The sequence below is a fragment of the Acinetobacter sp. 1124_18A genome, from assembly GCF_052824995.1.
This window is the reverse complement of sequence record NZ_VTDF01000001.1, coordinates 366,535-392,553: the sequence shown is the minus strand read 5'-3', so window position 1 is coordinate 392,553 and position 26,019 is coordinate 366,535. Positions and strand designations below refer to the sequence as shown.

The following is a 26,019-nucleotide window of genomic DNA, read 5'->3' as shown; positions in this document are numbered from 1 at the left end:
CACATTAGTATGATGAAAAGCTAAAATCATCCTTTGGATTGTCATAAAAATATAAAAAACCTATGATCTAATGAAAATAAAAAAGCCCGCAAATTTGCAGGCTTTTTTATTGAAAACTTATTCAAAATCAAAACAAGCGATTCATACCGTTAAGTGCAGCTACACGATATGCTTCAGCCATTGTTGGATAATTAAATGTCGTTTCAACGAAATATTTCAAGGTATTATTTGGGCTGTGCATAACTGCTTGCCCAATGTGGATAATTTCGGCAGCGTTATTACCAAAACAGTGAATACCTAAAATTTCCATAGTGTCACGGTGGAAAAGAATTTTTAACTCACCCACTGTATCACCAGTAATTTGTGCACGAGCTAAATGACGGAAAGAAGCTTGACCTACTTCATACGGAATTTTTTCTTCCGTTAATTCCTGTTCATTTTTACCAATTGATGAGATTTCCGGAATGGTGTAAATACCAGTTGGAATATCACGTACTGGCTTCGCATCTTCACCACTCATGTTTGCGCCAGCACAGCGCCCTTGGTCATAAGCAGCGGAAGCAAGTGATGGCCAACCAATTACATCACCAGCAGCATAGATGTTTTCAACTTCAGTTTGATATTGATCATTTACTGAAAGCTGACCGCGGTTGTTTGGAACTAATCCAACGTTCTCAAGACCTAAGCCTTCTGTGTTACCTGAACGGCCGTTACACCAAAGAATGGCATCAGCTTTAATCTTTTTACCACTTTGTAAGTGTAAAACAACATGGTCATCAAACGTTTCAAGATGATCCATTTGTTCATTGTGACGAATTAACACACCTTGTTCACGTAAGTGATAAGACAAAGCATCAGCAATTTCATCATCTAAATAACTTAAAAGTTTTTGCTGAGTATTAATCAAGTCAACTTTATGGTCTAAACCAATGAAGATTGAAGCATATTCACAGCCAATAACGCCCGCGCCGTAAATAATGATTTTTTGAATTGAATAATCAAGATCAAGAATCTTATCTGAATCGAATACGCGAGGATGATCAAAGTCGAGACCTTGCGGATGATAAGGACGACTACCTGTCGCAATCACGATTTGCTTACAGATAATTGTTTCTTTAATGCCTTCATGGCTAAAAACTAAGACTGTATTTTTATCTTGAATATATGCACGACCATGGAAGACACCAATCTTGTTACGGTCATAAAAACGTGTATGTGTATCAACCTGTTGTTGAATCACTTTGTGTGCATTACGCAAAACTTGTTTCATGGTGAACTGTTTCCACTCACCTACTTTTTGAAACATTGGATCACGCTGATAACGAATAATACTAGAAACTGTTTGACGCAATGCTTTACTTGGAATCGTTCCTACGTGTGCACAGTTACCACCAAGTTGATCACGCACATCTACAATTGCAACACGCTTACCAGCTTTTGAAAGCTTCATTGCCGCGCCTTCACCCGCAGGTCCAGAACCGAGAACTACCGCATCGTATTTAACGAAATTCCCACTAACGACCTCTTTTTTACGTGGCATTGAAAGCTCCTTCCTCACTTGAATGACCATATTTTATAATAGATTATGACTAATATGCGGTGAATTTATGTATTTCTCAACCCTATATTTCTGAATAGCCACATTTATTATATGAATAGTTATTTTCCGCTATTAACTGAAGAACTTCGCTATAATACAATGTCAATGTCTCTATAAACGAGTGGAAAAGTTAGATATGTCAGAACACCGTAAACCTGAACAGGGTGTAAAACTTCGTGGCGCAGAAAAAGTCGCAAGAATTCCTGTAAAAGTTGTACCTACGGTTGAAGTGCCGCGTAAACCTGACTGGATTCGTGTCAAGATGACGGCACCAGAAGAAGTTCAGCGTATTAAAACGACTTTACGTGCTCAAAAACTCCATACCGTTTGTGAAGAAGCTGCTTGTCCTAACCTACCAGAATGCTTTGGTGGCGGTACGGCAACTTTCATGATTATGGGCGATATTTGTACACGCCGTTGTCCTTTTTGTGATGTAGCACATGGTCGTCCAAATGCACTCGATGCTGACGAACCTCGTCACATGGCAGAAACCATTTCTAATCTGAAACTCAAGTACGCAGTAATTACTTCTGTTGACCGTGATGACTTGCTTGACGGCGGTGCACAACACTTTGTGGACTGTATTAAAGAAGCTCGCGCGCTTAGCCCAACGACATTGCTTGAGATTTTAGTACCAGACTTCCGTGGACGTATGGATATTGCTTTACGCATTATGACTGAATGTCCGCCAGACGTATTTAACCACAACATTGAGACTGTGCCTCGCCTATATAAAGCAATGCGTCCAGGTTCAGACTATCAACATTCTTTAACCTTATTAAAAATGTTTAAAGAATACTGCCCAGATATCCCAACAAAATGTGGTTTGATGGTCGGTATTGGTGAAACTGAAGAAGAAGTTATTGCATTGCTTGATGACTTACGTGCTCACGATGTTGACTACGTGACTATTGGTCAATATTTACAGCCTTCTAAACAACACGCGCCAATTGACCGCTTTGTAACGCCAGAAGAGTTTGAACGTTATGCAGAGCATGGCCGTAAACTTGGCTTTAGAAATATTTGGTCTGCACCAATGGTTCGTTCAAGTTACTTCGCTGATCGTCAATACCATGGTGAACCAGTACCAGAAGTTCGTCGTAAAGTAGATCCAGCAAAAAAAATCGCTGTTCAAACCGTCGAAGCTTAATAAATTAAATATCTATAAAAAGCCCTCTAACACAGAGGGCTTTTTATTTGTATAAGAAAATCAATAACATTTCTTGACAAATCGATAAAACAAGCCATTACACTTTCACTCAAAAATATCTTATACCTAAAAGTACGATATATCCCTGCTCTAGCATATACATCAATTGCGATATAAAAAATTAAATTTAAACAGCATTAAAAATTAGCTAGTTAAGCCTTAAATCTCTCCTCTCTTTTGTAACGTCATCCACCTGAGGGCTTATCTAGTAAGGAGCAAGTATGATTTTCCTACTCTTTATATTAAGTATTATTATTCAGCTTATTGCAGTATGGGCAATTTTCTATTTTAACTTAAATAAAGTTCTTGGTAGCAGTGTTGCGATTATTGTTGCCCTACTTTCGGCATTCTTGCTAACACCATGGTCACTGCTTTTAGGTATTCCCCTCATTGCCCTTAGTATCATTATTTTATTTGCACCATTACGCTTTAATCTGATTACTAAACCTGCATATAAAACATTAGCAAACTCAATGCCGAGCATCAGTACAACTGAACAAGAGGCCTTAGAGGCAGGTACCAGTTGGTGGGAAAAAGAATTGTTTATGGGATCACCTGATTGGTCTCAATTTGAGAAATATCCCTATCCAACGTTGACAGAAGAAGAACAAAGTTTCATTGATAATGAAGTTGAGCTACTTTGTAGCATGCTCAATGAGTGGGAAATTCATCATCATTTAAAAGATCTTCCACCAGAGGTTTGGCAATTTATTAAAGATAAAGGTTTTTTAGGCCTTATTATTCCAAAATCTTTTGGCGGCAAAGAGTTTAGCTCATTTGCTCAAAGCCGAATTATGAGCAAAATTGCTTCACGCTCACTTACCACTGCGGTGAGTTGTATGGTTCCAAACTCGTTAGGACCCGGTGAGCTACTCATGCACTACGGTACTGATGCTCAAAAGCAACAATATTTACCGGGCCTTGCTAAAGGTGAAGAAATCCCATGCTTTGGTTTAACCAGTCCAGAAGCAGGTTCAGATGCTGGTGCCATTCCAGATTCAGGCGTTGTTTGTTACGGCGAACATGAAGGTGCTCAAGTTCTTGGACTTCTCATGAATTTCTCTAAACGCTGGATTACCCTTGCGCCAATTGCCACAGTCGTAGGTCTTGCTTTTAAACTATATGACCCTGAAGGGTTACTCGGTGATAAAAATAAAATAGAGTACGGTATTACCTGTGCACTCATTCCTGCCAGTCATGCAGGCGTAAAAATAGGAGCACGTCATTTTCCAGGTTCTCCATTTATGAATGGAACCGTTGAAGGAGAAGATGTTTTCATTCCTATTGACTGGATTATTGGTGGGCAAGAAAATGCCGGTAAAGGCTGGCGAATGCTAATGGAGTGCTTAGGTGTTGGCCGTGGTATTTCCCTTCCAGCTTTAGCAACAGCCGCAGGTGAAATGAGCTATTTAACCGTCGGTGCTTTTGCGAAAATTCGCCAACAGTTCAATATTTCAGTAGGTAAATTTGAAGGCGTACAAGAGGCGACCAGTGAAATTGCCAGCGATGCCTACATGCTTGAAGCATTCCGTTATTTAGTAACATGTGGCCTAAACCAAGGTGGAACACCTGCGGTAATGACTGCCATGGCAAAATATTATGCCACTGAAACGATGCGTAAAGTCGTCAATCACGGAATGGATATTGCTGGAGGACGTGCAATTCAACTTGGACCACGTAACTTCCTTGCCCTTACCTATCAAGCGATTCCAATTGCTATTACGGTAGAAGGCGCAAATATTTTGACCCGTTCACTGATGATTTTTGGTCAAGGTTCAATGCGTTGTCATCCTTATCTTTTTGAAGAATTACAACTTCTTCAATCTGAGGATAAGAACACTTCAGTCAAAAAATTCGATGATTTGTTATTTAAACATTTAGCCTATACCTTTAACCGTGGGGCAAAATCATTTGCTTATGGTTGGACAGGCGGCTCAAACGATGCCCCTCAATCAGTAGATCAATTTACTGCCAGTTACTATAAGACGATTAACCGTTTTAGTGCCAACTTCGCACTTGTTTCGGATATGGCGCTTGGTTTACTTGCAGGAGACTTAAAACGCAAAGAAATGTTATCAGGACGCTTGGCAGATATTCACGCGCACCTCTTTATTTCTACTGCGATTTTAAAATTTTATGAAGCTGGACAAAAAACTGAAGCTGAACAACTTCACGCCAAATTAGCTCTACAAAAAGCTTTCTTAAATATTCAGGAAGCATTTTGGGGTCTATTTGATAACTTCCCAGCCAAACTTCCCGCAGCATTTGTAAAATGGATCTGTTTCCCTTTTGGTCGTGTCATTTCAAAACCAGACGATGAGTTAAAACAACAAGTCGCTGAACTTATGATGCAAGAGCATCCTTTCAGAGAGCAGCTTAAACATCACGTATTTTATTCAACCAAAGCCGATGATGTGACTGGACGTTTAGAACATACATTCCAAATTCTACGAACCCTTGAACCGCTTTGGGATAAATTTAAAAAAGCTGAATCTAAAGGTAAATTTACAGGACTGACTTTCGAAGAGAATATCGCACAAGCGATAAAAGAAGGTTTTATTACTGAAAATGAAGCTCAACAATTATTGCAATACAACGCAATTCGATTCGATAGCATGCTCACAGATGTATTTGATGAACATTTAAATAAAGATCTTCCTTTGTCTAACCCTCATCAAATTTAGTGACTGATGCCTCCACTAATTCACTATTACAATCACACTTGATTCGCATTAATTAATAAACAGCCATAAAAGCGTCAATCGACGCTTTTATTTTTAGGAGAAATTAATGTCTAAGCAAGATTACGAAAATGGATTAAAAGTTCGCACAGAAGTGATGGGGGAAGCTTTTGTAAAACGTGCCCAAGAAAATACCGTACCCTTTACCCAGCCTGTGCAAGACTGGATTAATGAACATGCATGGGGATCGACTTGGCAGCGTGAAGGCGTGCTACCACGTAAATATCGTTCATTAATTACTTTGGCAATGTTAACTGCGCTCAAATCACCGACCGAACTCAAAGGCCATGTTCGTGGTGCGCTCAACAATGGCTGTACAGTTGAAGAAATTCAAGAAACTTTATTGCACAGTCTGCCATATTGCGGCGCGCCTGCTACACAAGAAGCTTTTCGCGCTGCTTTAGAAGTGATTCAAGAATATCAACAAAAATAATTTCAAATGAGCCAGCAGGCTGCTGGCTCATTTTAATCTAATTCAATTTAGTCGAATGAATCTGAAAATTACGGTCGTCAATCACAATAGCCTGACGACAAATCCCTTCTACTTGACGTTGCCTTTCAAAAACTGCTGCTAACATCGGTTCAAAGCTATCAAAGAAACAGATATTCTTTTCATCTATTGAATACACCAATGACTGGTTCCCCACTCCAGCTAAAGTATCGTAATAGACGATGACCATTTTCCCGTTTTGAATTTCAGCTTGAATATCTTGATAGCTCAACGCAGGTCCTGTCGGTATTTTTAATACCTTTGCTTCTTTATAGCTCATTCGTTCACTTGGGCTAATATTAGGATCTTCATCTGAATAAAATGACACTTCAAATCCTAGTTTCTTTAAAGCAACCGCTAAGGCAATAGTATAGGTGCCCCCTTCATCGTGTCGGCAAACTTGAATTAGCTCGTTAATATTAATTTGTACTCCATGATGTTGAAGCACCATCCAAACCGCAAAAACACCACAGTTTGCTTCGAGGTTTGCTAGAGCTTGGGGAATATTGACTGCCATAATTTGAATCTATAAAGATAATTAGGCAGATAATAAACAAAACTGGATTGGCACTAAAAGCTTTTCGAAGTACAATGTTGCGCTAGTCGAGGGATGCTGCGACAAATGATCGGCACTAAAGATCAATTTGCCAGGCTCGACAATCGGTTAAACACTCGTTTTAGCCAACAACGGCATCCGCGAACAGAACGATCCATACTATTTTTTCCCTAGGAGATCCTGATGAACGCGGTTAATGCTTCATTTACAGATTATAAAGTTGCTGACATCTCACTTGCTGACTACGGTCGTAAAGAAATCAAACTTGCTGAAGCAGAAATGCCAGCTTTAATTGGTTTACGTAAACGTTATGCAGCGTCTAAACCACTTGCTGGTGCAAAAATCCTTGGTTGTATTCATATGACCATTCAAACAGCGGTTCTTATTGAAACGCTTATTGAATTAGGTGCTGAAGTTCGTTGGACTTCATGTAACATTTTCTCGACTCAAGACCATGCTGCTGCTGCAATTGCTGCTCGCGGTATTCCTGTTTTTGCTTGGAAAGGCGAAACTGAAGAAGAATATGTATGGTGCCTTGAACAACAAGTTAATGTTAATGGTCAGCCTTGGGATGCCAACATGATCTTGGATGATGGCGGTGACTTAACTGCTCTTGTTCATGACAAATACCCTGCTCTTTTAGAACGCATTCACGGTATTACTGAAGAAACGACTACAGGTGTTCAACGTCTTATCGAAATGTGGAAAGACGGTTCTTTGAAAGTACCTGCAATTAACGTAAATGACTCGGTTACTAAATCTAAAAACGACAACAAATATGGTTGCCGTCACTCACTAAATGATGCAATCAAACGCGCAACTGACATGCTTTTGTCTGGCCGTCGTGCGCTTGTGATCGGTTATGGTGACGTTGGTAAAGGTTCTGCTCAATCTTTACGTCAAGAAGGCATGATCGTTCGTGTAACTGAAGTTGACCCTATTTGTGCAATGCAAGCATGTATGGACGGCTATGAAGTTGTATCTCCATACAAAAACGGCGTACAAACAGGCAAAAAAGAAGATATTAACCAAGACTTACTTGGCAACACTGACCTTGTTGTAACCACTACTGGTAACTACCACGTATGTGATGCTGCAATGTTAGATAGCTTAAAAGCTGGTGCAGTTGTATGTAACATCGGTCACTTCGATACAGAAATCGACACAGCTTATTTACGTGGTTACAAGTGGGTTGAAGTTAAGCCACAAGTTCACCAAGTTTATCGTTCAGAAGACGAAAACAACTACCTCATTCTTCTTTCTGAAGGTCGCCTTGTAAACCTAGGTAATGCAACTGGTCACCCATCACGCGTGATGGACGGTTCTTTTGCTAACCAAGTGTTAGGTCAAATTCACTTATTCCAAGAGAAATTTGCTGACCTTCCTGCAAACGAAAAAGCTGCACAAATTCGTGTAGAAGTTCTTCCTAAGAAACTTGATGAAGAAGTTGCTGCGGCAATGGTTGCAGGTTTTGGTGGTGTACTTACTCAATTAACTCAAGAGCAAGCTGGCTATTTAGGTGTTGCTGTTGAGGGACCATTCAAGTCTGACGCTTACAAATACTAAGAACTTAAGGGCAGACGGTGAACCGACTGCCCTTTTTTCTAAAAAATATTGTTTCGCTGTTTACAAGGATTTGACATGACTAAACGTATACCCATCTCTTTTGAGTTTTTCCCACCAAAAACTGATGCCGGTGCTGAAAAACTTCGTATTGTTCATCAAGAATTACAACTATTAAATCCAGATTTCTTCTCGATTACTTATGGTGCTGGTGGTTCTACTCGCGAACGTACTCTTGCTGCAATTGACGATTTCAATGGCAAAGGTACGCCAGTTGCACCTCACCTTTCGTGCATTGGTGATGATAAAGCGCGTATTGCTGAGTTACTCGACCTCTATAAAGCGCAAGGAATTAACCGTATTGTCGCTTTACGGGGTGATTTGCCGTCTGGTCAAGTCGGACTTGGCGAACTTCCTTATGCTCAAGATTTAGTACGTTTCATTCGTCAGCATTCAGGTGATCATTTTCATATTGAAGTTGCAGCTTATCCAGAAATGCACCCTCAAGCTGAGAACCTTGATTCAGATATCCAACGTTTTATCGAAAAAGTACAAGCTGGTGCTAATGCAGGAATTACTCAATTCTTCTTTAATCCAGACTCATACTTTTATTTTATTGAGCGCTTAGAAAAAGCTGGAGTTAATATTCCGGTAGCTCCTGGCATCATGCCTATTACCAATGCCAGCAACTTAATTCGCTTTGCTGATGGTACTGGTGCAGAAATTCCTCGCTGGATCCGTAAGCAATTACAAGCCTATGGCGATGACAGCGAGAGTATTAAAGCTTTTGGTCATGAAGTTGTTGTTAAGCTATGTGAACGCTTGATCGCAGGTGGTGCACCAAGCTTACATTTTTATTCAATGAATCAAGTCGAACCAACTCGTCAACTCGTCGTTGATCTTGGTTTAAATTAATTTTGTAAGGCGTACCCAATGAATCGTTTTTTTATCGAAACTGAACTTACAGTTGGCTCAACAATTCAACTGACAGAAACAGTATTTCATCATTGGGTGCGTGTTTTACGTGCACAATTACAAGAACAAGCCACTCTCTTTAATGGTCAAGGTGGCGAATATCTCGCGACACTGACCGAAATTAATAAAAAAAATGCATTTGTCACGCTTGAGAGTTTTAACCCTAATAACCGTAGCGCCCCATTTAAAGCTGTTCTGGGTCAGGTCATGAGTAAAGGTGACCGAATGGACTATGCCATTCAGAAAGCAACTGAACTTGGAGTAAGTCAAATTCAGTTGCTAACAAGTGAGCGCTGCGAAATGCGCTTAAAATACGATCGAGATCAAAAAAAATTAGATCACTGGCAAGCTGTTGCAATTGCTGCTTGTGAACAATGTGGTCTTAACATCGTTCCAGAAGTGTTAGCGCCCATTTCTCTTAATGAATGGTTAAGCTCTACTCAGCTTCCCGCTTCAAAATTTGTTTTAGCCCCCGAAAAAGAACAAAAAGATGTATTAGCTGGCATCCAACCTGAACTTGCCTTATTGATTGGCCCAGAAGGTGGTTTAAGTGAAAATGAAATTACTCAAGCCAATCAAGCTGGTTTTATGAATTGGTGTATTGGTGACCGTGTCTTACGTACAGAAACTGCACCTGTCGTTGCCTTATCTATTTTAAATTATCAGTTTTTATCAACCTAAGTTCATTGAACATTGATTAAATCGTTATTTAAAGTTAATTTACTTTTATTGTATGAATAAAATTTCAAATTCTTTATCACTGATAAATCAGATTCTTTCTGTATATATGTAAAAAAATAGGATAGAAAAATCTTATGTCTGGGCTTCAGGAAGAATATTTACAGCATCAAACAAAAATTGAGCAGCTAAAACTTTCAATTCAATATATACGCTGGTATTTGGTTAGCTTAATACTGCTATGTCTGATCTCATACGCTATATTTTCTTATTATTTTTCATCTTCAATAACAATATTTAACTGGTCTATGGGCCTTACCATTGCATCCCTTACCTGTCTATTATTTGTTCCGAATATTTTAACGCACTACCGTACTATTAATTTTATTAAAAAAGCTGATCTTATCTTACAAAGCATTTGTTTTATTTCAGGAGTTTTATTAGGGGCAACCGTTACGGTTATTCATTTTTATCTTCCTCAAGAGTTAGTTGCACTACCAGATGCTCATATTTTAATTGCTTTATTTATCACCTCTGCCCATATCATTGGGCTGACTTTTTTAACCCAACAACCTCGATACTTTTATCTCTTATTTATTCCCAGCACACTCCCCCTATTAATCGCTCAATTTACACATACACCCATTACTCAGCTGCCTTTTTATTTCGCCTATAACATCGCGTTCGTAGCTACCATACTCTGCGCATACGCAACTCAACGTAACTATAAGAAGATTTCTCAACTATTATTCAGAAATAAACAGCTCATTCAAATTTCAGAACAACATACTCAGTGGGCTGAAGAGTTATGCGTACAACTTCAACAGGAAGTGAATAAATCGAAAGATATTGAAGCCCAGCTCCAATTTAATAATCATTTACTTGAACAAAAAGTACGAGAGCGCACTTACGATCTCACAAAAATGAATGAGCAACTCGAAAGTCATCACTACAATTTAGCTTTTGCACATGAAACGGCAGGCATCCGACCTTGGGATTGGGATATTGAAAATCAAAAATTAGAAATTACGTTTTTCGATCAACAAAAGCAGACACAAACGACCGTTATTCATCTCAATACTATTTTAGATCGTTTACATCCCAGTGATAAAAAACTGTTTAACGAGCGCTTAAAGCAACATCTGGAAGGAACTACAGATCATTTTAATATCAATTTTAGGATTTTACGTCGAGATGGTTCATGGCGATGGATTCATGATGTAGGTCGTGTCATTACCAGAGATCCAAAAACACAAAAAGCGCTTCGTATGGTAGGAATGACCCGAGATATACATCAAGAGAAAAAAGATCAAGAACACTTAAGACTATCGGCAATTGTGCTTGAACAAGCAGCCGAAGGCATATTCATTTTAGATGAACATCTGAACTATATTGATATTAACCCTTACTACGAAAAATTAACTGGATTTTCTAAATCAGAACTTATCAATAAAGAATTATTTAGCATTGCAATTAATCAAAAAGAACTACAACAACAATTTCACACCTCAATTACCCAACAGCTCCTCGAAACCGGAGAATACATGGGCCAATTTGATGAAAAGTTTAGTTCTGGCAAAAGTGTCTATTTGTGGTTACACATCAATGTAGTCAAAGATGAGTTCAATCAAATTACAAATTATATTGGATTTGCACGTGACCTCTCTGAGCAAAAACGTCAGGAACAACATCTATCTTATTTAAAAAATTACGATAGTCTCACCCACCTACCGAACCGTCTTTACTATTACAATCAATTACATCAATATCTGGTAAACCCTTCATATAACATTAAAAATTTAGCACTGATACGAGTAAACATTGACCGTTTCCGCGCTTTTAATGAGTTTTTAAATAATGATAGTGGTGATGAACTTCTTAAACAATTCGCACAACGATTACGCCTAATTAATATTAATGCAATTTTGGTCGCCTATTTAAATAGTGACGATTTTGCAATTATTTATGAAATTTCTCCAATTCATCCAAATATTGAGCAATATTGCCAAAACATCTTGCAAGCGCTCAACGCACCCTTTTATATTGATAATCACGAATATTTTATTACAGCATCTATCGGTGTTGCATGCTTTCCTGAGCATGGCCGACAAATTGATCATCTTAACAACCATGCAGAACAAGCACTTTCAGAAGCAAAACGCTTAGGAGGCAATACCATTTCTTACTATTGCAATAAAGCAGAGCATCCATATAAAACTGCTGATTTAGAACAAGAGTTACGTAAAGCCATTCAAAATAATGAATTTGTCATTTATTACCAGCCCAAAATTAATCTACAAGATCAATCTATTATAGGTTTTGAAGCATTAATTCGTTGGCAACATCCTGAAAAAGGTTTAGTCATGCCAAATATGTTTATACCTTTTGCTGAGCGTAGTAGCCTAATTTCAGATATTGGAAAAGTTGTTTTAGATAAAGTTGGAAAACAATTACAAGAATGGAAAAATGCAGGCTATGCAAACATTCAAGTCTCTGTAAATATTGTTGCCCAACAAATACATCGTGGCTTATTACTTAATGATCTAGATGAGGTTTTGCAAAAATATAATATACAAGGTGCAGATCTTGAACTTGAAATTACCGAGTCAGCTCTATTAGATAATACTGATAATGTCAAAACGCTATTACATGCGATAAAACAACGAGATATTTCAATTGCTCTAGATGACTTTGGTACCGGTTATTCCTCTTTGGCGTATCTGACAGAATATCCAATTGATGTATTAAAAATTGACCGGGCTTTCATTTCTAAAATCGGTGATCACAAACAAGAAGCGATTGTAAATGCCATGATTGCAATGGGTAAAAGTATGGGGCTTAAACTGGTTGCCGAAGGCGTAGAAACAGAGGAACAAGTTGCCTATCTACAAAAACAGCAATGTGATTTTTTACAAGGCTATTTCTTTAGTCGCCCTATCCCTGCTGAGCAGATTATTCCTTATCTACAAACAAATTCGCATATTTCTTAGTTGTTCAAACGGTCGATTTTTACATATGCTGCTTTTTCCAAAAATGAGCGTTTTTGACTGTGAGAAATAAAGAAGTAGTGTTATATTCTTTAGCATTTAGCTCACTACAGGGCTATTGGCAATTCGTCTACTATTCTCTTAATTGATAAAAATTAAAGCATAGTAAAAGAACCGAGTTGCCTTCCCCTGAATGAGTGATTTGACTAGTTTGCTTTTTTGTATCAAATAGAGACTCAGATGGACGATCAATCTTTAAAACAGGCCGCTTTAAATTACCATGAATATCCAAACCCAGGGAAAATCAGCGTCACCCCAAGTAAGCAACTTGTCAACCAACGAGATTTGGCTTTAGCCTACTCACCAGGAGTTGCTGCGCCATGTTTAGAGATTGAACGTGATCCATCAACTGCTGCTAAATATACAGCACGCGGAAACTTGGTTGCTGTAGTAACTAACGGTACTGCTGTTCTTGGTTTAGGTAATATTGGCCCATTGGCTTCTAAACCTGTAATGGAAGGTAAAGGCGTTCTCTTCAAAAAGTTCGCTGGTGTTGACGTATTTGACATCGAAATTGCAGAAAACGATCCAGATAAAATCGTGGATATTGTTGCCTCTCTTGAGCCAACTTTCGGTGGTATCAACCTCGAAGACATTAAAGCGCCAGAATGTTTCTATATTGAAAAGAAACTTCGTGAACGCATGAAAATTCCTGTATTCCATGACGATCAACATGGTACAAGTATTATTGTAGGTTCAGCTCTGCTTAATGCATTGCAACTTGTAAATAAGAAAATTGATGAAATCAAAATCGTAGCTTCAGGTGCAGGCGCAGCAGCACTTTCATGTTTAGACTTGCTTTGTGCGCTTGGTGCTAAAAAAGAAAATATTATTGTTGCCGATTCTCGTGGTCTATTAACGACTTCTCGCGAAGGGCTTGATGAATCTAAAAAACGTTACGTTCAAGATATTACAGCATCTCAGCTTCATGAAGTAATGACTGGCGCTGATATGTTCTTGGGTCTTTCTGCTGCTGGTATTCTCACCAAAGAAATGGTGAAACAGATGGCTGAAAACCCTATTATTTTTGCTTTGGCAAACCCAGATCCAGAAATTTTACCTGAACATGCACATGAAGTACGCTCTGACGTCATTATGGCAACTGGTCGTTCTGACTATCCAAACCAAGTAAACAACGCATTATGTTTCCCATACATTTTCCGTGGTGCACTTGACGTTGGTGCAACTACCATTAATGAAGATATGAAAATTGCATGTGTACATGCAATTGCGCGTATGGCTCATATTGAAGCTGATGCAGCAACATATGGTGAAAAATCTGCTTCATTTGGTCGTGACTATTTAATTCCACGCCCACTTGATCAACGTTTAATTTTAGAAATTGCACCAGCGGTTGCTAAAGCTGCAATGGACTCAGGTGTAGCAACTCGTCCTATCGAAGATTTCGCTGTGTATCGTCAAAAATTGTCTGAGTTTGTATATAACTCTGCATTCTTGATGAAACCAATTTTTGCTCAAGCAAAAGCTGATCCAAAACGCATTGCATATGCTGAAGGTGAAGACGAACGCGTATTACGTGCAGTACAAATTGCTGTTGATGAAGATTTAGCTAAACCAATTTTAGTAGGTCGTACTGCTGTAATTGAAGCAAATATCAAAAAATTAGGCCTACGTTTACAACATGGCGTAAATATTGAGATTGTAGATCAAGAACAAAACCCGATGTATGAAGAGTTTTGGAAAGACTACTATCAAACAATGCAACGCAAAGGCATCACTGTTGAATATGCTCAACGTGAAGCTCGCCGTCGTTCAACGTTAATTGCATCTCTACTGGTTAAATTCGGTAAAGCAGACGGTATGTTATGTGGTACGTATAGTAGCTATAACATTCACCTTGACTTTGTACGCAATGTTATCGGCCTTAAAGAAGGCATGAACAACTTCTTCACATTAAATGCATTAATGCTTGAAGATCGCAACTTGTTTATCGCAGATACCTACGTAAACACTAACCCGACTGCTGAACAACTTGCTGAAATGACTATTTTAGCAGCTGAAGAAGTACGTCGCTTTGGTATTACTCCACGTGTAGCTCTGCTTTCTCATTCAAGTTTTGGTAGCGACCAAACTGATTCAAGTGCTCAAAAAATGCGTGAAGTTTATCGTATTTTATCTGAGCAAGCTCCTGAGCTTGAAGTTGAAGGTGAAATGCATGGTGATGCAGCATTAGACGAAAATATTCGTCAATTTGCATTCCCAGGTTCACGTTTTAAAGGTTCTGCAAACTTGCTCATTATGCCAAACCTTGATGCAGCAAATATTTCATTTAACTTGTTAAAAGCAACTTCTGGTAACAACGTTACCATTGGTCCAATTTTGCTTGGCGCAGCAAAACCTGTTCATATTTTGACACCGACAGCAACCACTCGTCGTCTTATCAATATGACTGCTTTAACTGTTGCTGAAATCCAGCAATTAGAAAAATAATTTAGAAAGAGCTTTTTACGAAAAGCCTGTCTAATGACTTGAGAAAACCTCTATTCTGTAGCATGATTGCTTGAAGAATAGAGGTTTTTTCATGCAAGTGTATTTAGTAGGCGGTGCCGTCCGAGATTCTCTACTTGGGCATCCCTATCAAGAAAAAGACTATGTTGTGGTCGGAGCAACACCTGAACATATGCTCGCCCAAGGTTTTCAACCTGTAGGCAAAGATTTTCCTGTGTTTCTTCATCCTGAAACGAAAGAAGAATATGCACTTGCACGTACTGAGCGAAAGTCCGGTAAGGGCTATCACGGTTTTCAGTTTTTTACTGATACCACAGTAAGTTTAGAAGAAGATTTAATTCGCCGTGATTTAACCATCAATGCCATAGCTATGGATCAAGATGGCAAATTATATGACCCCTATGGTGGTCAGACTGATTTAGAAAATAAAACCTTACGTCATGTTTCAGAAGCTTTTGCAGAAGATCCTTTACGAGTTTTACGTGTCGCACGCTTTGCAGCTCGATATTCTGCATATGGTTTTCATATTGCACCTGAAACCTTACAACTCATGCAAACGATGGCTGAATCAGGTGAACTTGATGCATTAACGCCAGAACGTGTATGGAAAGAAACTTCGCGTGCGCTTTTAGAAGATCATGCAGATATCTATTTTCAGACATTACGCGATTGCGGTGCGTTAAAACATCTTTTCCCTGAAATTGACGCATTGTTTGGTGTACCACAACGCCCTGAATATCATCCTGAAGTAGACTGTGGCATACATACCCTAATGTCTTTACAACAAGCGTGTAAGTCAAACTACTCGCTTGATGTTCGGTTTGCTGTTTTAGTACATGATTTGGGTAAAGCATTAACTCCAGTTAACGAACTTCCTCGCCATATCATGCATGAAGAGCGTGGCGTGAAACCCGTTACCGAATTATGTGAACGTTTAAAAGTTCCGACTCAAACTCGGCAGTTGGCATTATCGGTGTGTAAAGAACATCTAAAATGTCATCAGATCATGTCGTTAAAACCCGGCACTGTATGGCGTTTATTACAACGTCTTGATGTTTTACGCCGTCCTGAGAGAGTAGAAGCTTTTGTACAGGCATGTGAGTGTGATGCTAGAGGAAGATTAGGTTTAGAAGATCGCCCCTATCCTCAAGCTCAGTACATGTTAGATGCAATGCAAGTGGTTCGCTCTGTTAAAGTTCAGGATTTACCAGACAACATTAAAGGTGCTGAAATTGGCGAAATGTTAATTCAATATCGTATTGATGCTTTAACTGAGTTCAAACATCAACATCAGACACCTACACATTCTTAATTTAAGCCAATAAAAAAGCCTCATTACGAGGCTTTTTTATTTTACTGTTTAGGTAAAGGTATATATTGAGATTGACTATTTTGGTTTTTTCTTTCGCCAACTGTTACCACAAAGTTTTCTTGCTTTCCAGCTCGCTCAACCACTACATTAATTTCGCTATTAGGTGCTTGCAATGCAACGTAATTAATCAAATGAGATGCCGAAGTGATTGGTTCATTATTTACTTGAACAATCTTATCGCCAACTTTTATACCTGCTGAAGCCGCAGGCCCGCTTTTCAAAACATCAGCAACAACGACACCAATTTGTTGTTTTGGTGCCAATACATCGTCTTGTGTAGGCGGTACTAAACTAATGCCTAACCATCCACGTACAACGCGGCCATCTTTCAAAATCGAGTTTAATACTTGTTGGCAAATTTTAGCTGGAATTGCGAAGCCAATACCTAAAGAACCACCCGACTGAGAGAAAATAGCAGTGTTCACCCCAATTAAGTTACCAGCAACATCAATTAATGCACCACCTGAGTTACCTGGATTAATTGCAGCATCTGTTTGAATAAAGTCTTCATAGGTATTGATGCCTAAATCAGAGCGCTCAGTGGCAGAAATAATACCTTGAGTAACCGTTTGTCCTACACCAAATGGGTTACCAATCGCCAAGACAACATCACCTACTTCATTACCACTTAACTTAAATGGCAATACAGGTAATTTATCTAAATCGATTTTAATGACTGCTAAATCTGTGTCAGGGTCTGTTCCAACAATCGTTGCTTCTGCACGACGTCCGTCACGCAATGCCACTACAATTTGGTCAGCCTGAGCAATCACATGATTATTGGTAAGAATATAGCCGTCAGCACGTACAATAACCCCAGAGCCTAGACTATTTTCATTTTGCTGTTGTTGTTCAGGAACCTGATTTCCAAAAAATTCGCGGAATACTGGATCACTTAACAATGGATGATTTTGTTTAACTTTCTGGGTCGTAAAAATATTAACAACTGCCGGCGCTGCAACTTTTACCGCAGCACTATAAGACACCACCCCGCCCGCTCGTGAAGTATCAACCAGTGGCTCAACTTTCTCGGCAGGCATTTGTACCCCATCAACTGCAACAGTTGGTTTCGGCTGATGGTATTTTTGCCATGCAATAAAACTGGCAATTACAATAATAAGTAACACCCAAGGTAACCATGTAAAGGTGCGGCGCACGTTCATATCCTCTACGCAAAAAAGTTTTTAATTAAATTAATATATTGAACAAAAAGAGTTTTCAGTTAAGCATTTTAAATTAAATATGTCGATATACACAAAAAACTCAAAAAAGATTTGTCTAGCTTTAGTTACACAACAAAATATGTTTCTATAGCTTTAGCAATTATTTACTACTCAATTCAGGAAATATCATGGCGAATTTGCATGAAATTATTCAGTGGTGCGACCAAACCTTAAAAGCAGCAGAATTTAAAGATTACGCACCCAATGGCCTGCAAATTGAAGGTTCAACTGAAGTAAAACGTATCGTTTGTGCGGTTACAGCTTCCGAAGATGCGATTGATGCAGCCATTGCTCAAAATGCGGATCTATTACTTGTACATCATGGTTATTTTTGGAAAGGCGAACCCTACCCAATTACAGGAATGCGCGGCAACCGCATTAAAAAACTCATTCAAAATAATATTTCATTAGTCGCTTACCATCTGCCTTTAGATGCCCACCCAACTTTGGGCAACAATGTAGCCATTGCAGAAAAATTAAATTTACAGAATTTAGAACCACTTGATTTAACCGAGAAACATCCAATTGGAAATATTGGTTATTTAGAGCAAGCACTTTCTGTGGACGAATTTAAAGCAAAACTACAAAACAGTTTTGATTTTAAGGTAATTCATTTACCTGCAGGAAAACAAAGCATTCAAAAAGTAGGCTTTTGTACAGGTGGTGCTCAAGATTTTATTGCTAAAGCGGCTCTGCAAAATTGTGATGCATATATTTCAGGCGAAGTCAGTGAACGAACTTTCTATGAAGCAAAAGAATTAGGCGTTCACTATTTTGCATGTGGTCATCATGCAACTGAACGTTATGGAGTTCAACGTTTAGCACAAGCAATTTCACAGCAATTCGCTATTGAAACCCAATATTTTGAATTGAATAATCCGATTTAATTAAGTCTTTTTTTCAATCTGTGTTATGCGTATTAATTAGATCTTTATTGTGTATAGTTCTTTAAAACGATGCACTATTGTGAACAGAATCATTTACAATAGAGCCACTTAATATTGTATAACCCAGCAAATGCAAGGAATAGGAACATGACAACCATTACTTTACCTGCACTTCCATATGGCTATGATGATTTAGCGCCACATATTAGTAAAGAAACTTTAGAATACCATCACGATAAACACCACAATACCTATGTTGTTAACTTAAACAACTTAATCAAAGGGACTGACCTTGAAGGTAAAACTTTAGAAGAAATCATCAAAGCAACTGCTGGTGATGCATCTAAAGCTGGTATTTTCAACAACGCTGCTCAAGTTTGGAACCATACATTCTACTGGAATTCTATGAAGCCAAATGGTGGTGGTAAGCCTACTGGCGCAATCGCTGCTAAAATTGAAGAAGCTTTCGGTAGCTACGAAAAATTTGCAGAAGAATTTGCTGCTGCTGCAACAACTCAATTCGGTTCAGGCTGGGCTTGGTTAGTTGCTGATGAAGTAAACGGTAAATTATCTATTACTAAAACTTCTAATGCAGACACTCCACTTGCACATGGTCAAATTGCTGTATTAACAATTGACGTATGGGAACATGCTTACTACATCGATTTCCGTAACTTACGTCCTAAATACATCGCAACTTTCTTAGAAAGCCTAGTGAACTGGGACTATGCAAATGCAAAACTTGCAGGTCAACCAGCTGGTGTAGAGAAATAATTTTATTTCTTTCTAAAAAACCACCCTTTTTTGGGTGGTTTTTTTATTTTTAGTACCGCAAAAGCATATTAATCAAGCAAACGATTCATTTTCTTTAATATTCTTATTGACGCTTTTAGATTTCATCCATAAAATGCGCATCAGATTCTCCAATAGCTCAGTCGGTAGAGCGACGGACTGTTAATCCGCAGGTCCCTGGTTCGAGCCCAGGTTGGAGAGCCATCTACTAATCTCCCATAGCTCAGTCGGTAGAGCGACGGACTGTTAATCCGCAGGTCCCTGGTTCGAGCCCAGGTGGGAGAGCCAAGATTCTAAAAGCCCGCATCTATTGTGGGCTTTTTCTTATTCAATCATTTAATAATTTTCTATTATTTTTAATAAAATCAATGTTTCGAATATTTTTAAACCAAACGATTAGATATTCTCACTAATTCCGTTATTAAGACTTGACCCAGCCCCCTTTCCTCCCTAAAATCCTTTTCCAGATTCTCCAATAGCTCAGTCGGTAGAGCGACGGACTGTTAATCCGCAGGTCCCTGGTTCGAGCCCAGGTTGGAGAGCCAAGATTCTTAAAAACCCACTCATCATGAGTGGGTTTTTATTTGTATGATGCCTTCACATGTTCGAATCGAGTCACTTATTTTTTATTGTTTTAGGTTGTTTAAGCACCTGCATTTTTCTTGCTGTTTGTTTACGCCCTTATTTATTTCCAAAACAAAAATTCTTTGCTCGCCCTGTTATTACTAACTTTGAAACTCAAATGTTTATCCGCTTAAAACAAAGTTTTCCAAGTTATCATGTTTTAGCACAAGTGGCTTTTAGCGCTTTAATTACAAGTAAGGACTATAAAATTCGTAGTCAGTTCAACCGAAAAGTTACTGACTTTGTTGTGCTTAACGACAAGATGGAAGTAATTGCCATTATTGAGCTAGATGACCCATCCCATCTTGAAAAAGCGGAAGAAGATCGTGTTCGTGATCAAATGCTCACCGAAGCAGGTTATATAGTAAGACGTTATACAAACATCCCAAGTGTACGGCAGCTACAAAAGGATATTCATTAAAAGAACTGCTGTTATTTCACTTCAGAAGTTGCTGCTTCTTTTTCAGCTATTCTTTTTTCCATCTCTAAACGTTGCTGTTCATATTGCTTTTTAGTCTTAGCATCACTTTTTGCAGCCAAGAAAAGTATTCCAATAATTAAAAAAGGAATAAGTAAACCTAATCCCATTAATAACCAAGGAACAGATTTTTTTTCAACAGGTTGCTGGTTCATGACTACTTCAAACTCAAACGGTATCAATTTTAACATACGTAATAATATAACAAAAAGAGCCGCTATAAAGTGGCTCTTTTTTTAAAGCTAATTTTTAATTAGATAATTAAATCTTAGAATTTACCGGTACAGTGAGGACTTTGGCTAGCATCCTTCTGAGCATCTGTTAGTACAATACTCGTACCAGCTGACATATTGGCTTGAATGAAATCTACAGCATTCGCATTTTGACATATGATTGCTTGTGTATGGGTTGCATTCGGTACAATAGTTAGCTTATAGCCTTTATCGTAGGCTGCTTGTGGGAAAAATTTCAAAGCATTCGCTTTCATATTCGCGAATAAGCCTTGTGTGACTACAGGCAATACAGCTTGATCTTTTTCACCTTGAATAATAAATACAGGCGTTTTAATGACTTTCTCAACTGTAGCATTCGTCGCAGGTTGGGTTGCTGTCAAAAAGTTTTGAACAACTTGATCTATCTTGAATTTATTCAGATCAATACCGTACTGTGCAATTTGATGCGTAGGGTCTGATAAGTAAGCTAAAATACCCGCCTTAAACTTCGCTTGTAAACCATTTGCACTATCAGGCGTAGGATAACTTAAACAAGCCCCATCATCACCTGTACGTCCATAAGCCAATTCTGCAATGTCAGCCGCTCCTGATGTAAAAATTGTCTTAAAGTCATAGTTTGGTTGCTGTGCTTTAATCCCTGCACTTGCAAATGCTGCATATGCTAATAATTCAGCGTAACCATCAGCAATTTGGTCAATCATCGCCTGACCTTCAGCTTCTGTAATCAATTTATTAGCCACTGCATAACGAACTTGCAGCAAGTTTTCATCCAATTTATTTACTGCTTTAGGTTTTCCATTTGCGTCAAGATTAAATTGTGGGTCAATATAAATTTGAATAATTGTTCCCAAGCTTGAAGCAGGTGCTCCTGCTACAGCCCCCTTATAACTTGTATCCGCATTGGCAAATTCGGCAGTACCTAAAGATGCATGTCCACCTTGTGACTGACCAATCGACATCCAATCACCTTTTAACTGGGTACCATAATGCTCTTTTACTGCTTTTACTGCAGCAAGCGCTGATTTTGCTTCGCTAGATAAGTTTAAGTACGGATGCACTCCTGGTGTACCTAAACCCTCATAATCTGGTGCCACAATCACATAACCAGCCGCCAATAAAGTCTCAGCTAGGATTTTAAATCGTGGATTAATTGTATTCTTACTTGGCGCACAACCATCACCCACCCCAACAGTGCCGTGCTCCCATACAACCACACGATAACCATCTTTCGGTTGTATTGCTTTGGGGAACAATACCATTGCTGTGGCAGTTGCTGTTTTTCCTTGAACATTTGCCATGTTATAAGTCATTACTTTAATCGTTGAAGCATTATCAACTTGATCTATAGCGTAATTACTTTCAGACAGATAGGTTTTATCAGGGTTTACGCCAACATAGTCATCATCATTGTCATTACATGCTGCAAGAAATAATGTTGAAACCGATAATGTTATAGCTAAAGCAATTTTTGACCGTTTCATAGAATATCCTTTTTTATGTATTATTTATTCCGCATATTTTTTTATGCACGAATATTAAGACATAAAAAAAGTGCTCTGCATAGAACACTTTTCAACCTTACGGTCACTTTTACTATATGAAATTTAAAAATATTCCTAGAAAAATAATTAATCCAACCCAGCGATTGTGACGGAATGCCCAAAAACATACTTGAGGGTTGCGGTCTTTGGTTTTAATTGTTTGATATATAAAATCGAATGCAACAATAATTAAAGCAATGATCGCCCATGGAAATAAGATATTTTCTAAATATAGTGCGGCACCAATCAAAACAAGGCTGGTTGCCTGTAAAAGCGCAATAATCTGGATGTCATATCGACCAAAAAGAATAGCTGTAGATTTAACACCAATCTTTAAATCATACTCACGGTCTGTAATTGCATATTGAGTATCATAAGCCACTGTCCAAGCCAGATTACCAAAATAAAGTAGCCAGCAGATCAAATCTGGGGTTTTACCTACAGCAGTAAAGGCCATTGGAATCGACCATGAAAATGCCGCGCCTAAAAACACTTGCGGTAAGTTGGTATAGCGCTTCATAAATGGATAAATGAACGCTAAAAATAATGCCCCAAATGACCAGTAAAAGGTTTCAATAGGTAAAAAGAACAATAGACATGCACTTGCTAAAACGAGTACCAAGAACACATATACTGCTTCTCTTGCACGAATAACACCAGTTGCCAGAGGACGCGTTTTAGTACGCTCAACATGTGCATCAACTTTACGGTCTGCAAAATCATTAATAGCGCAACCAGCAGCACGCATAAAAATGACGCCTAAAATCATGACAAATAGAATACCTAAATCAGGTATGCCTTTTGATGCAACCCAAAGCGCCCACATGGTTGGCCAAAAAACCAGTTCAGTACCAATTGGCTTATCAAATCGACATAGATAATAATAAGCTTCTAAGCGCTGACGCCATGTTGTGCTTGTTGCAGTCGTCATAGTGATTCCTTGTCGTGCTGCTGATTTAAAAAAGCTTCAAAAGCCGGTAAGAATGTTTCTTGAACAATAAATTTACACCCATGCCAAGTATAGCAACTTTGTCTTGTCCAGCCTTCCGGCAAACGAATGACACGGCGGTCACAAAGCGGAGTTGTTCTTTGAAATAGAAAAAAGCCAATTGGCTTAGAACCAATGTGCTGAAATATACGGGCTTTTTTTTGTAAACTTTGAATTGGAAAAATACTTTTTGCTTTCACCCATGGCTCTGCTTCACAGCCATATAAATAAGTTTCCCTTACCCACGAAGTGTGAGCATGAGACATCTTCATCCACTGACTATCTGCAAAAGTTAAACGCTGAAAATGCTCTTGAAAAGGCTTTACACTAAACTGGCCACCACCAAGTTCAGTCAATTGTTGAGTCAGAGAACCGGACGCATACAACCATGTTTTCAACTCAGGATTTAAAGTCTTTTCCTGTTTAAGTACTGGTTGTCGTTTACGCATAATCTGCTCACATGAAAACTCGCACCTAGTTTACCCCAATTTTTTGATAAAAAACGTAGAGAATTCAATCAACACTCCAAGCAATAAAAAAGCCTGCATAAGCAGGCTTTTTTACGAAAATATGTATTACAAGCTGTAGTACATATCGAATTCAACTGGGTGAGTAGTCGTGTTAAGACGACGTACATCTTCAGTTTTAAGTTCGATGTATGCATCAAGCATTTCTTTAGTGAACACGCCGCCTTTTAACAAGAATTCGTGATCTGCTTGAAGTGCTTCAAGAGCCATATCTAAGCTATGAGCAACTGTTGGGATTTTTGCTTCTTCTTCTGGAGGAAGATCATACAAGTTCTTATCAGCAGCTTCGCCCGGATGGATCTTGTTTTGGATACCGTCGATACCAGCCATTAACAATGCAGCGAAACCTAAGTACGGGTTCATCATTGGGTCTGGGAAACGAGCTTCGATACGTTTACCTTTAGGGCTAGAAACGTATGGAATACGGATAGACGCAGAACGGTTACGTGCTGAGTAAGCAAGCATGATTGGTGCTTCGAAGTGAGGAACCAAACGCTTGTATGAGTTTGTAGATGGGTTTGTGATTGCATTCAATGCACGAGCGTGCTTGATAACACCACCAATGAAGTACAATGCCATTTCTGAAAGGCCTGCATATTCATCACCAGCAAACAAGTTCTTGCCATCTTTAGAGATAGACATGTGAACGTGCATACCAGAACCGTTATCACCTACCATTGGTTTAGGCATAAAGGTTGCAGTTTTTGCATATTGGTGAGCAACGTTCCAAACAGCATATTTGAACTGTTGAACTTCGTCAGCTTTACGTACAAGTGTATTGAAGCTCACACCAATTTCTAACTGGCAAGAAGCAACTTCGTGGTGATGTACTTCTACACGACCTGGGCCCATGATGTCTTCGATTTTCGCACACATTTCTGCACGCATATCTTGTGAAGAATCAACTGGAGGAACTGGGAAGTAACCACCTTTAACACGTGGACGGTGACCAGAGTTACCAGACTCGTAATCTTTACCAGTAGACCAAGCAGCTTCTTCAGCGATCAATGTATGACGAGCGCCAGACATATCGATGTCCCACTTCACTTCGTCAAATACAAAGAATTCTGGTTCTGGACCAAAGAATGCAGTATCACCGATACCTGTAGATTTTAAGTATTCTTCTGCACGGCGAGCAATCGAACGTGGGTCACGCTCATAACCTTGACCAGTTGAAGGTTCAATAACGTCACAAGTCACAACTACAGTTGGTTCAGCAAAGAACGGGTCAACAAAACCAGTTTCTGCATCTGGACGTAAAATCATGTCAGATGCTTCAATGCCTTTCCAACCAGCGATTGAAGAACCATCAAACATTTTACCGTCTTCAAAAGTATCTTCATCAATAGAATCAGCTGGGTAAGTTACGTGCTGTTCTTTACCCTTAGTATCAGTAAAGCGAAAATCGACCCATTTTGCGCCACTTTCTTGTATGAGTTGAAGGACCTTGTTCGCCATGCTCATTTTGCTCCAATGAAATTTTGTTGCACTTGTTAAGTGCGTGTTAATTGCTGGTATGTATATAGCAATTCTCATACCAACTTTATAAGACTTACCTAAAGCATTGAATTGCTTATAACTATCTATGATTTAGGTCCCTTGTCTTGAACCCATTATACTGTTTGCATCGTTAAATGCACCATATTCAGACATTTTCAAATTATGGCATACAAGAATAGCTCGCAATCGCCCTAATTTAGTGCAATATTGTTGCGCTAATATGAATCATCGCATCAATATCTAACAGTAATTCATGATCATAATACTTTCTCATATAGAAAGCTGACATTCTTATTGCAATAAATGAAAATAATAAAAGATGACTTATAAAATACAACTTTTAGCTGAGCCTGCTATATCTACTCATGCCTTTGCCAAAAAGGTTCTCATGTAAATATTGCCTTGAAGAATAGTCCTCTAAAAAATTAAAAAATTAGCTATGGGGTCATCTCTTTCACTTATTAAAATGCAGAAGATTGATGAAATTATTTTTCTTTTTACAACGCCTTCTATTTTTACACCAAT

General features: G+C 38.7%; 20 protein-coding genes and 3 tRNA genes. 15 read left to right on the top strand and 8 right to left on the bottom strand.

Annotated features, from left to right (window positions below):
- Positions 1-127 precede the first annotated feature (127 nt).
- Entirely contained in the window at positions 128-1,540 is a 1,413-nt protein-coding gene (sthA, locus tag FY048_RS01935) for a Si-specific NAD(P)(+) transhydrogenase (RefSeq protein WP_004790990.1), read from the bottom strand.
- A gap of 196 nt (positions 1,541-1,736) precedes the next feature.
- On the opposite strand from sthA, the gene lipA reads away from it, so the two are divergent.
- The 3 genes from lipA (at position 1,737) to FY048_RS01920 (ending at position 5,984) form a co-directional block, all read left to right on the top strand.
- Positions 1,737-2,750 carry a lipoyl synthase gene (gene lipA, locus FY048_RS01930; RefSeq protein ID WP_004790988.1) on the top strand — a complete coding sequence of 338 codons (1,014 nt, stop codon included), beginning with the start codon at positions 1,737-1,739 and terminating at the stop codon, positions 2,748-2,750.
- Positions 2,751-3,031: 281 nt separating this feature from the next.
- Positions 3,032-5,494, top strand: a complete 2,463-nt coding sequence (locus FY048_RS01925; RefSeq protein ID WP_446089940.1) for an acyl-CoA dehydrogenase — start codon at positions 3,032-3,034, stop codon at positions 5,492-5,494.
- 106 nt (positions 5,495-5,600) lie between these two features.
- A complete protein-coding gene (locus FY048_RS01920) occupies positions 5,601-5,984 on the top strand; it encodes a carboxymuconolactone decarboxylase family protein (protein WP_032055395.1) in 384 nt (127 codons plus the stop codon).
- Positions 5,985-6,021: 37 nt separating this feature from the next.
- Here the strand turns inward: FY048_RS01920 and FY048_RS01915 are convergent, their stop codons facing one another.
- Entirely contained in the window at positions 6,022-6,558 is a 537-nt protein-coding gene (locus FY048_RS01915) for a cysteine peptidase family C39 domain-containing protein (RefSeq protein WP_446089939.1), read from the bottom strand.
- A gap of 222 nt (positions 6,559-6,780) precedes the next feature.
- Between FY048_RS01915 and ahcY the strand changes: the two genes are divergently transcribed.
- The 6 genes from ahcY (at position 6,781) to FY048_RS01885 (ending at position 16,641) form a co-directional block, all read left to right on the top strand.
- The gene (gene ahcY / locus FY048_RS01910) at positions 6,781-8,163 is read left to right on the top strand and encodes an adenosylhomocysteinase (protein WP_016137506.1); all 1,383 of its coding nucleotides are present in this window, start codon (positions 6,781-6,783) and stop codon (positions 8,161-8,163) included.
- Positions 8,164-8,238: 75 nt separating this feature from the next.
- Positions 8,239-9,075 carry a methylenetetrahydrofolate reductase [NAD(P)H] gene (metF, locus tag FY048_RS01905; protein WP_045430027.1) on the top strand — a complete coding sequence of 279 codons (837 nt, stop codon included), beginning with the start codon at positions 8,239-8,241 and terminating at the stop codon, positions 9,073-9,075.
- 18 nt (positions 9,076-9,093) lie between these two features.
- Positions 9,094-9,816: a 16S rRNA (uracil(1498)-N(3))-methyltransferase gene (locus tag FY048_RS01900; protein WP_446089938.1), complete on the top strand. Its 723-nt coding sequence runs from the start codon at positions 9,094-9,096 to the stop codon at positions 9,814-9,816.
- A gap of 134 nt (positions 9,817-9,950) precedes the next feature.
- Complete coding sequence (locus FY048_RS01895) at positions 9,951-12,803, top strand: EAL domain-containing protein (RefSeq protein WP_446089937.1); 2,853 nt, start codon at positions 9,951-9,953, stop codon at positions 12,801-12,803.
- A 237-nt stretch (positions 12,804-13,040) separates the two neighbouring features.
- Positions 13,041-15,311: an NADP-dependent malic enzyme gene (locus tag FY048_RS01890; RefSeq protein ID WP_324654431.1), complete on the top strand. Its 2,271-nt coding sequence runs from the start codon at positions 13,041-13,043 to the stop codon at positions 15,309-15,311.
- A 91-nt stretch (positions 15,312-15,402) separates the two neighbouring features.
- Positions 15,403-16,641, top strand: coding sequence for a multifunctional CCA addition/repair protein (locus FY048_RS01885; protein WP_446089936.1), 1,239 nt, complete (start codon positions 15,403-15,405; stop codon positions 16,639-16,641).
- A 41-nt stretch (positions 16,642-16,682) separates the two neighbouring features.
- Here FY048_RS01885 and FY048_RS01880 read toward each other — a convergent pair whose 3' ends face one another.
- Positions 16,683-17,858 (bottom strand): S1C family serine protease, encoded by a 1,176-nt coding sequence (locus tag FY048_RS01880; protein WP_016137500.1) that lies wholly within the window; start codon positions 17,856-17,858, stop codon positions 16,683-16,685.
- Between the two features lie 194 nt (positions 17,859-18,052).
- On the opposite strand from FY048_RS01880, the gene FY048_RS01875 reads away from it, so the two are divergent.
- The 6 genes from FY048_RS01875 (at position 18,053) to FY048_RS01850 (ending at position 20,648) form a co-directional block, all read left to right on the top strand.
- On the top strand, positions 18,053-18,811 hold the full coding sequence (locus FY048_RS01875; RefSeq protein WP_446089935.1) for a Nif3-like dinuclear metal center hexameric protein: 759 nt from the start codon (positions 18,053-18,055) through the stop codon (positions 18,809-18,811).
- Positions 18,812-18,958: 147 nt separating this feature from the next.
- The gene (locus tag FY048_RS01870; protein WP_003650584.1) at positions 18,959-19,585 is read left to right on the top strand and encodes a superoxide dismutase; all 627 of its coding nucleotides are present in this window, start codon (positions 18,959-18,961) and stop codon (positions 19,583-19,585) included.
- A 146-nt stretch (positions 19,586-19,731) separates the two neighbouring features.
- Positions 19,732-19,807: transfer RNA gene (locus tag FY048_RS01865), tRNA-Asn, on the top strand.
- An 8-nt stretch (positions 19,808-19,815) separates the two neighbouring features.
- A tRNA-Asn gene (locus FY048_RS01860) sits at positions 19,816-19,891 on the top strand.
- Positions 19,892-20,072: 181 nt separating this feature from the next.
- A tRNA-Asn gene (locus FY048_RS01855) sits at positions 20,073-20,148 on the top strand.
- 56 nt (positions 20,149-20,204) lie between these two features.
- Entirely contained in the window at positions 20,205-20,648 is a 444-nt protein-coding gene (locus FY048_RS01850) for a DUF2726 domain-containing protein (RefSeq protein ID WP_446089934.1), read from the top strand.
- An 11-nt stretch (positions 20,649-20,659) separates the two neighbouring features.
- Here the strand turns inward: FY048_RS01850 and FY048_RS01845 are convergent, their stop codons facing one another.
- The 5 genes from FY048_RS01845 to glnA all read right to left on the bottom strand — a co-directional run bounded on the left by FY048_RS01845 (position 20,660) and on the right by glnA (position 25,458).
- Entirely contained in the window at positions 20,660-20,860 is a 201-nt protein-coding gene (locus FY048_RS01845) for a hypothetical protein (protein ID WP_446089933.1), read from the bottom strand.
- 113 nt (positions 20,861-20,973) lie between these two features.
- Positions 20,974-22,419, bottom strand: coding sequence for a lipase family protein (locus FY048_RS01840; RefSeq protein ID WP_446089932.1), 1,446 nt, complete (start codon positions 22,417-22,419; stop codon positions 20,974-20,976).
- A 112-nt stretch (positions 22,420-22,531) separates the two neighbouring features.
- Positions 22,532-23,410, bottom strand: coding sequence for a 4-hydroxybenzoate octaprenyltransferase (gene ubiA / locus FY048_RS01835; protein ID WP_446089931.1), 879 nt, complete (start codon positions 23,408-23,410; stop codon positions 22,532-22,534).
- Positions 23,407-23,916, bottom strand: a complete 510-nt coding sequence (locus tag FY048_RS01830) for a chorismate--pyruvate lyase family protein (RefSeq protein ID WP_446089930.1) — start codon at positions 23,914-23,916, stop codon at positions 23,407-23,409. The genes ubiA and FY048_RS01830 overlap by 4 nt, the downstream gene beginning before the upstream one ends.
- Before the next feature lie 126 nt (positions 23,917-24,042).
- On the bottom strand, positions 24,043-25,458 hold the full coding sequence (gene glnA / locus FY048_RS01825) for a type I glutamate--ammonia ligase (RefSeq protein WP_003650573.1): 1,416 nt from the start codon (positions 25,456-25,458) through the stop codon (positions 24,043-24,045).
- Positions 25,459-26,019 lie beyond the last annotated feature (561 nt).

What these genes read in the sequence shown, in the direction of transcription:
- ahcY (WP_016137506.1), top strand. Translation starts at nt 6,781, where the DNA reads ATGAACGCGGTTAATGCTTCATTTACAGATTATAAAGTTGCTGACATC.
- FY048_RS01840 (WP_446089932.1), bottom strand. Translation starts at nt 22,419, where the DNA reads ATGAAACGGTCAAAAATTGCTTTAGCTATAACATTATCGGTTTCAACA.
- FY048_RS01890 (WP_324654431.1), top strand. Translation starts at nt 13,041, where the DNA reads ATGGACGATCAATCTTTAAAACAGGCCGCTTTAAATTACCATGAATAT.
- metF (WP_045430027.1), top strand. Translation starts at nt 8,239, where the DNA reads ATGACTAAACGTATACCCATCTCTTTTGAGTTTTTCCCACCAAAAACT.
- FY048_RS01900 (WP_446089938.1), top strand. Translation starts at nt 9,094, where the DNA reads ATGAATCGTTTTTTTATCGAAACTGAACTTACAGTTGGCTCAACAATT.
- FY048_RS01885 (WP_446089936.1), top strand. Translation starts at nt 15,403, where the DNA reads ATGCAAGTGTATTTAGTAGGCGGTGCCGTCCGAGATTCTCTACTTGGG.
- FY048_RS01875 (WP_446089935.1), top strand. Translation starts at nt 18,053, where the DNA reads ATGGCGAATTTGCATGAAATTATTCAGTGGTGCGACCAAACCTTAAAA.
- FY048_RS01925 (WP_446089940.1), top strand. Translation starts at nt 3,032, where the DNA reads ATGATTTTCCTACTCTTTATATTAAGTATTATTATTCAGCTTATTGCA.
- glnA (WP_003650573.1), bottom strand. Translation starts at nt 25,458, where the DNA reads ATGAGCATGGCGAACAAGGTCCTTCAACTCATACAAGAAAGTGGCGCA.
- ubiA (WP_446089931.1), bottom strand. Translation starts at nt 23,410, where the DNA reads ATGACGACTGCAACAAGCACAACATGGCGTCAGCGCTTAGAAGCTTAT.
- FY048_RS01870 (WP_003650584.1), top strand. Translation starts at nt 18,959, where the DNA reads ATGACAACCATTACTTTACCTGCACTTCCATATGGCTATGATGATTTA.
- lipA (WP_004790988.1), top strand. Translation starts at nt 1,737, where the DNA reads ATGTCAGAACACCGTAAACCTGAACAGGGTGTAAAACTTCGTGGCGCA.
- sthA (WP_004790990.1), bottom strand. Translation starts at nt 1,540, where the DNA reads ATGCCACGTAAAAAAGAGGTCGTTAGTGGGAATTTCGTTAAATACGAT.
- FY048_RS01845 (WP_446089933.1), bottom strand. Translation starts at nt 20,860, where the DNA reads ATGAACCAGCAACCTGTTGAAAAAAAATCTGTTCCTTGGTTATTAATG.
- FY048_RS01850 (WP_446089934.1), top strand. Translation starts at nt 20,205, where the DNA reads ATGTTCGAATCGAGTCACTTATTTTTTATTGTTTTAGGTTGTTTAAGC.
- FY048_RS01830 (WP_446089930.1), bottom strand. Translation starts at nt 23,916, where the DNA reads ATGCGTAAACGACAACCAGTACTTAAACAGGAAAAGACTTTAAATCCT.
- FY048_RS01895 (WP_446089937.1), top strand. Translation starts at nt 9,951, where the DNA reads ATGTCTGGGCTTCAGGAAGAATATTTACAGCATCAAACAAAAATTGAG.
- FY048_RS01920 (WP_032055395.1), top strand. Translation starts at nt 5,601, where the DNA reads ATGTCTAAGCAAGATTACGAAAATGGATTAAAAGTTCGCACAGAAGTG.
- FY048_RS01915 (WP_446089939.1), bottom strand. Translation starts at nt 6,558, where the DNA reads ATGGCAGTCAATATTCCCCAAGCTCTAGCAAACCTCGAAGCAAACTGT.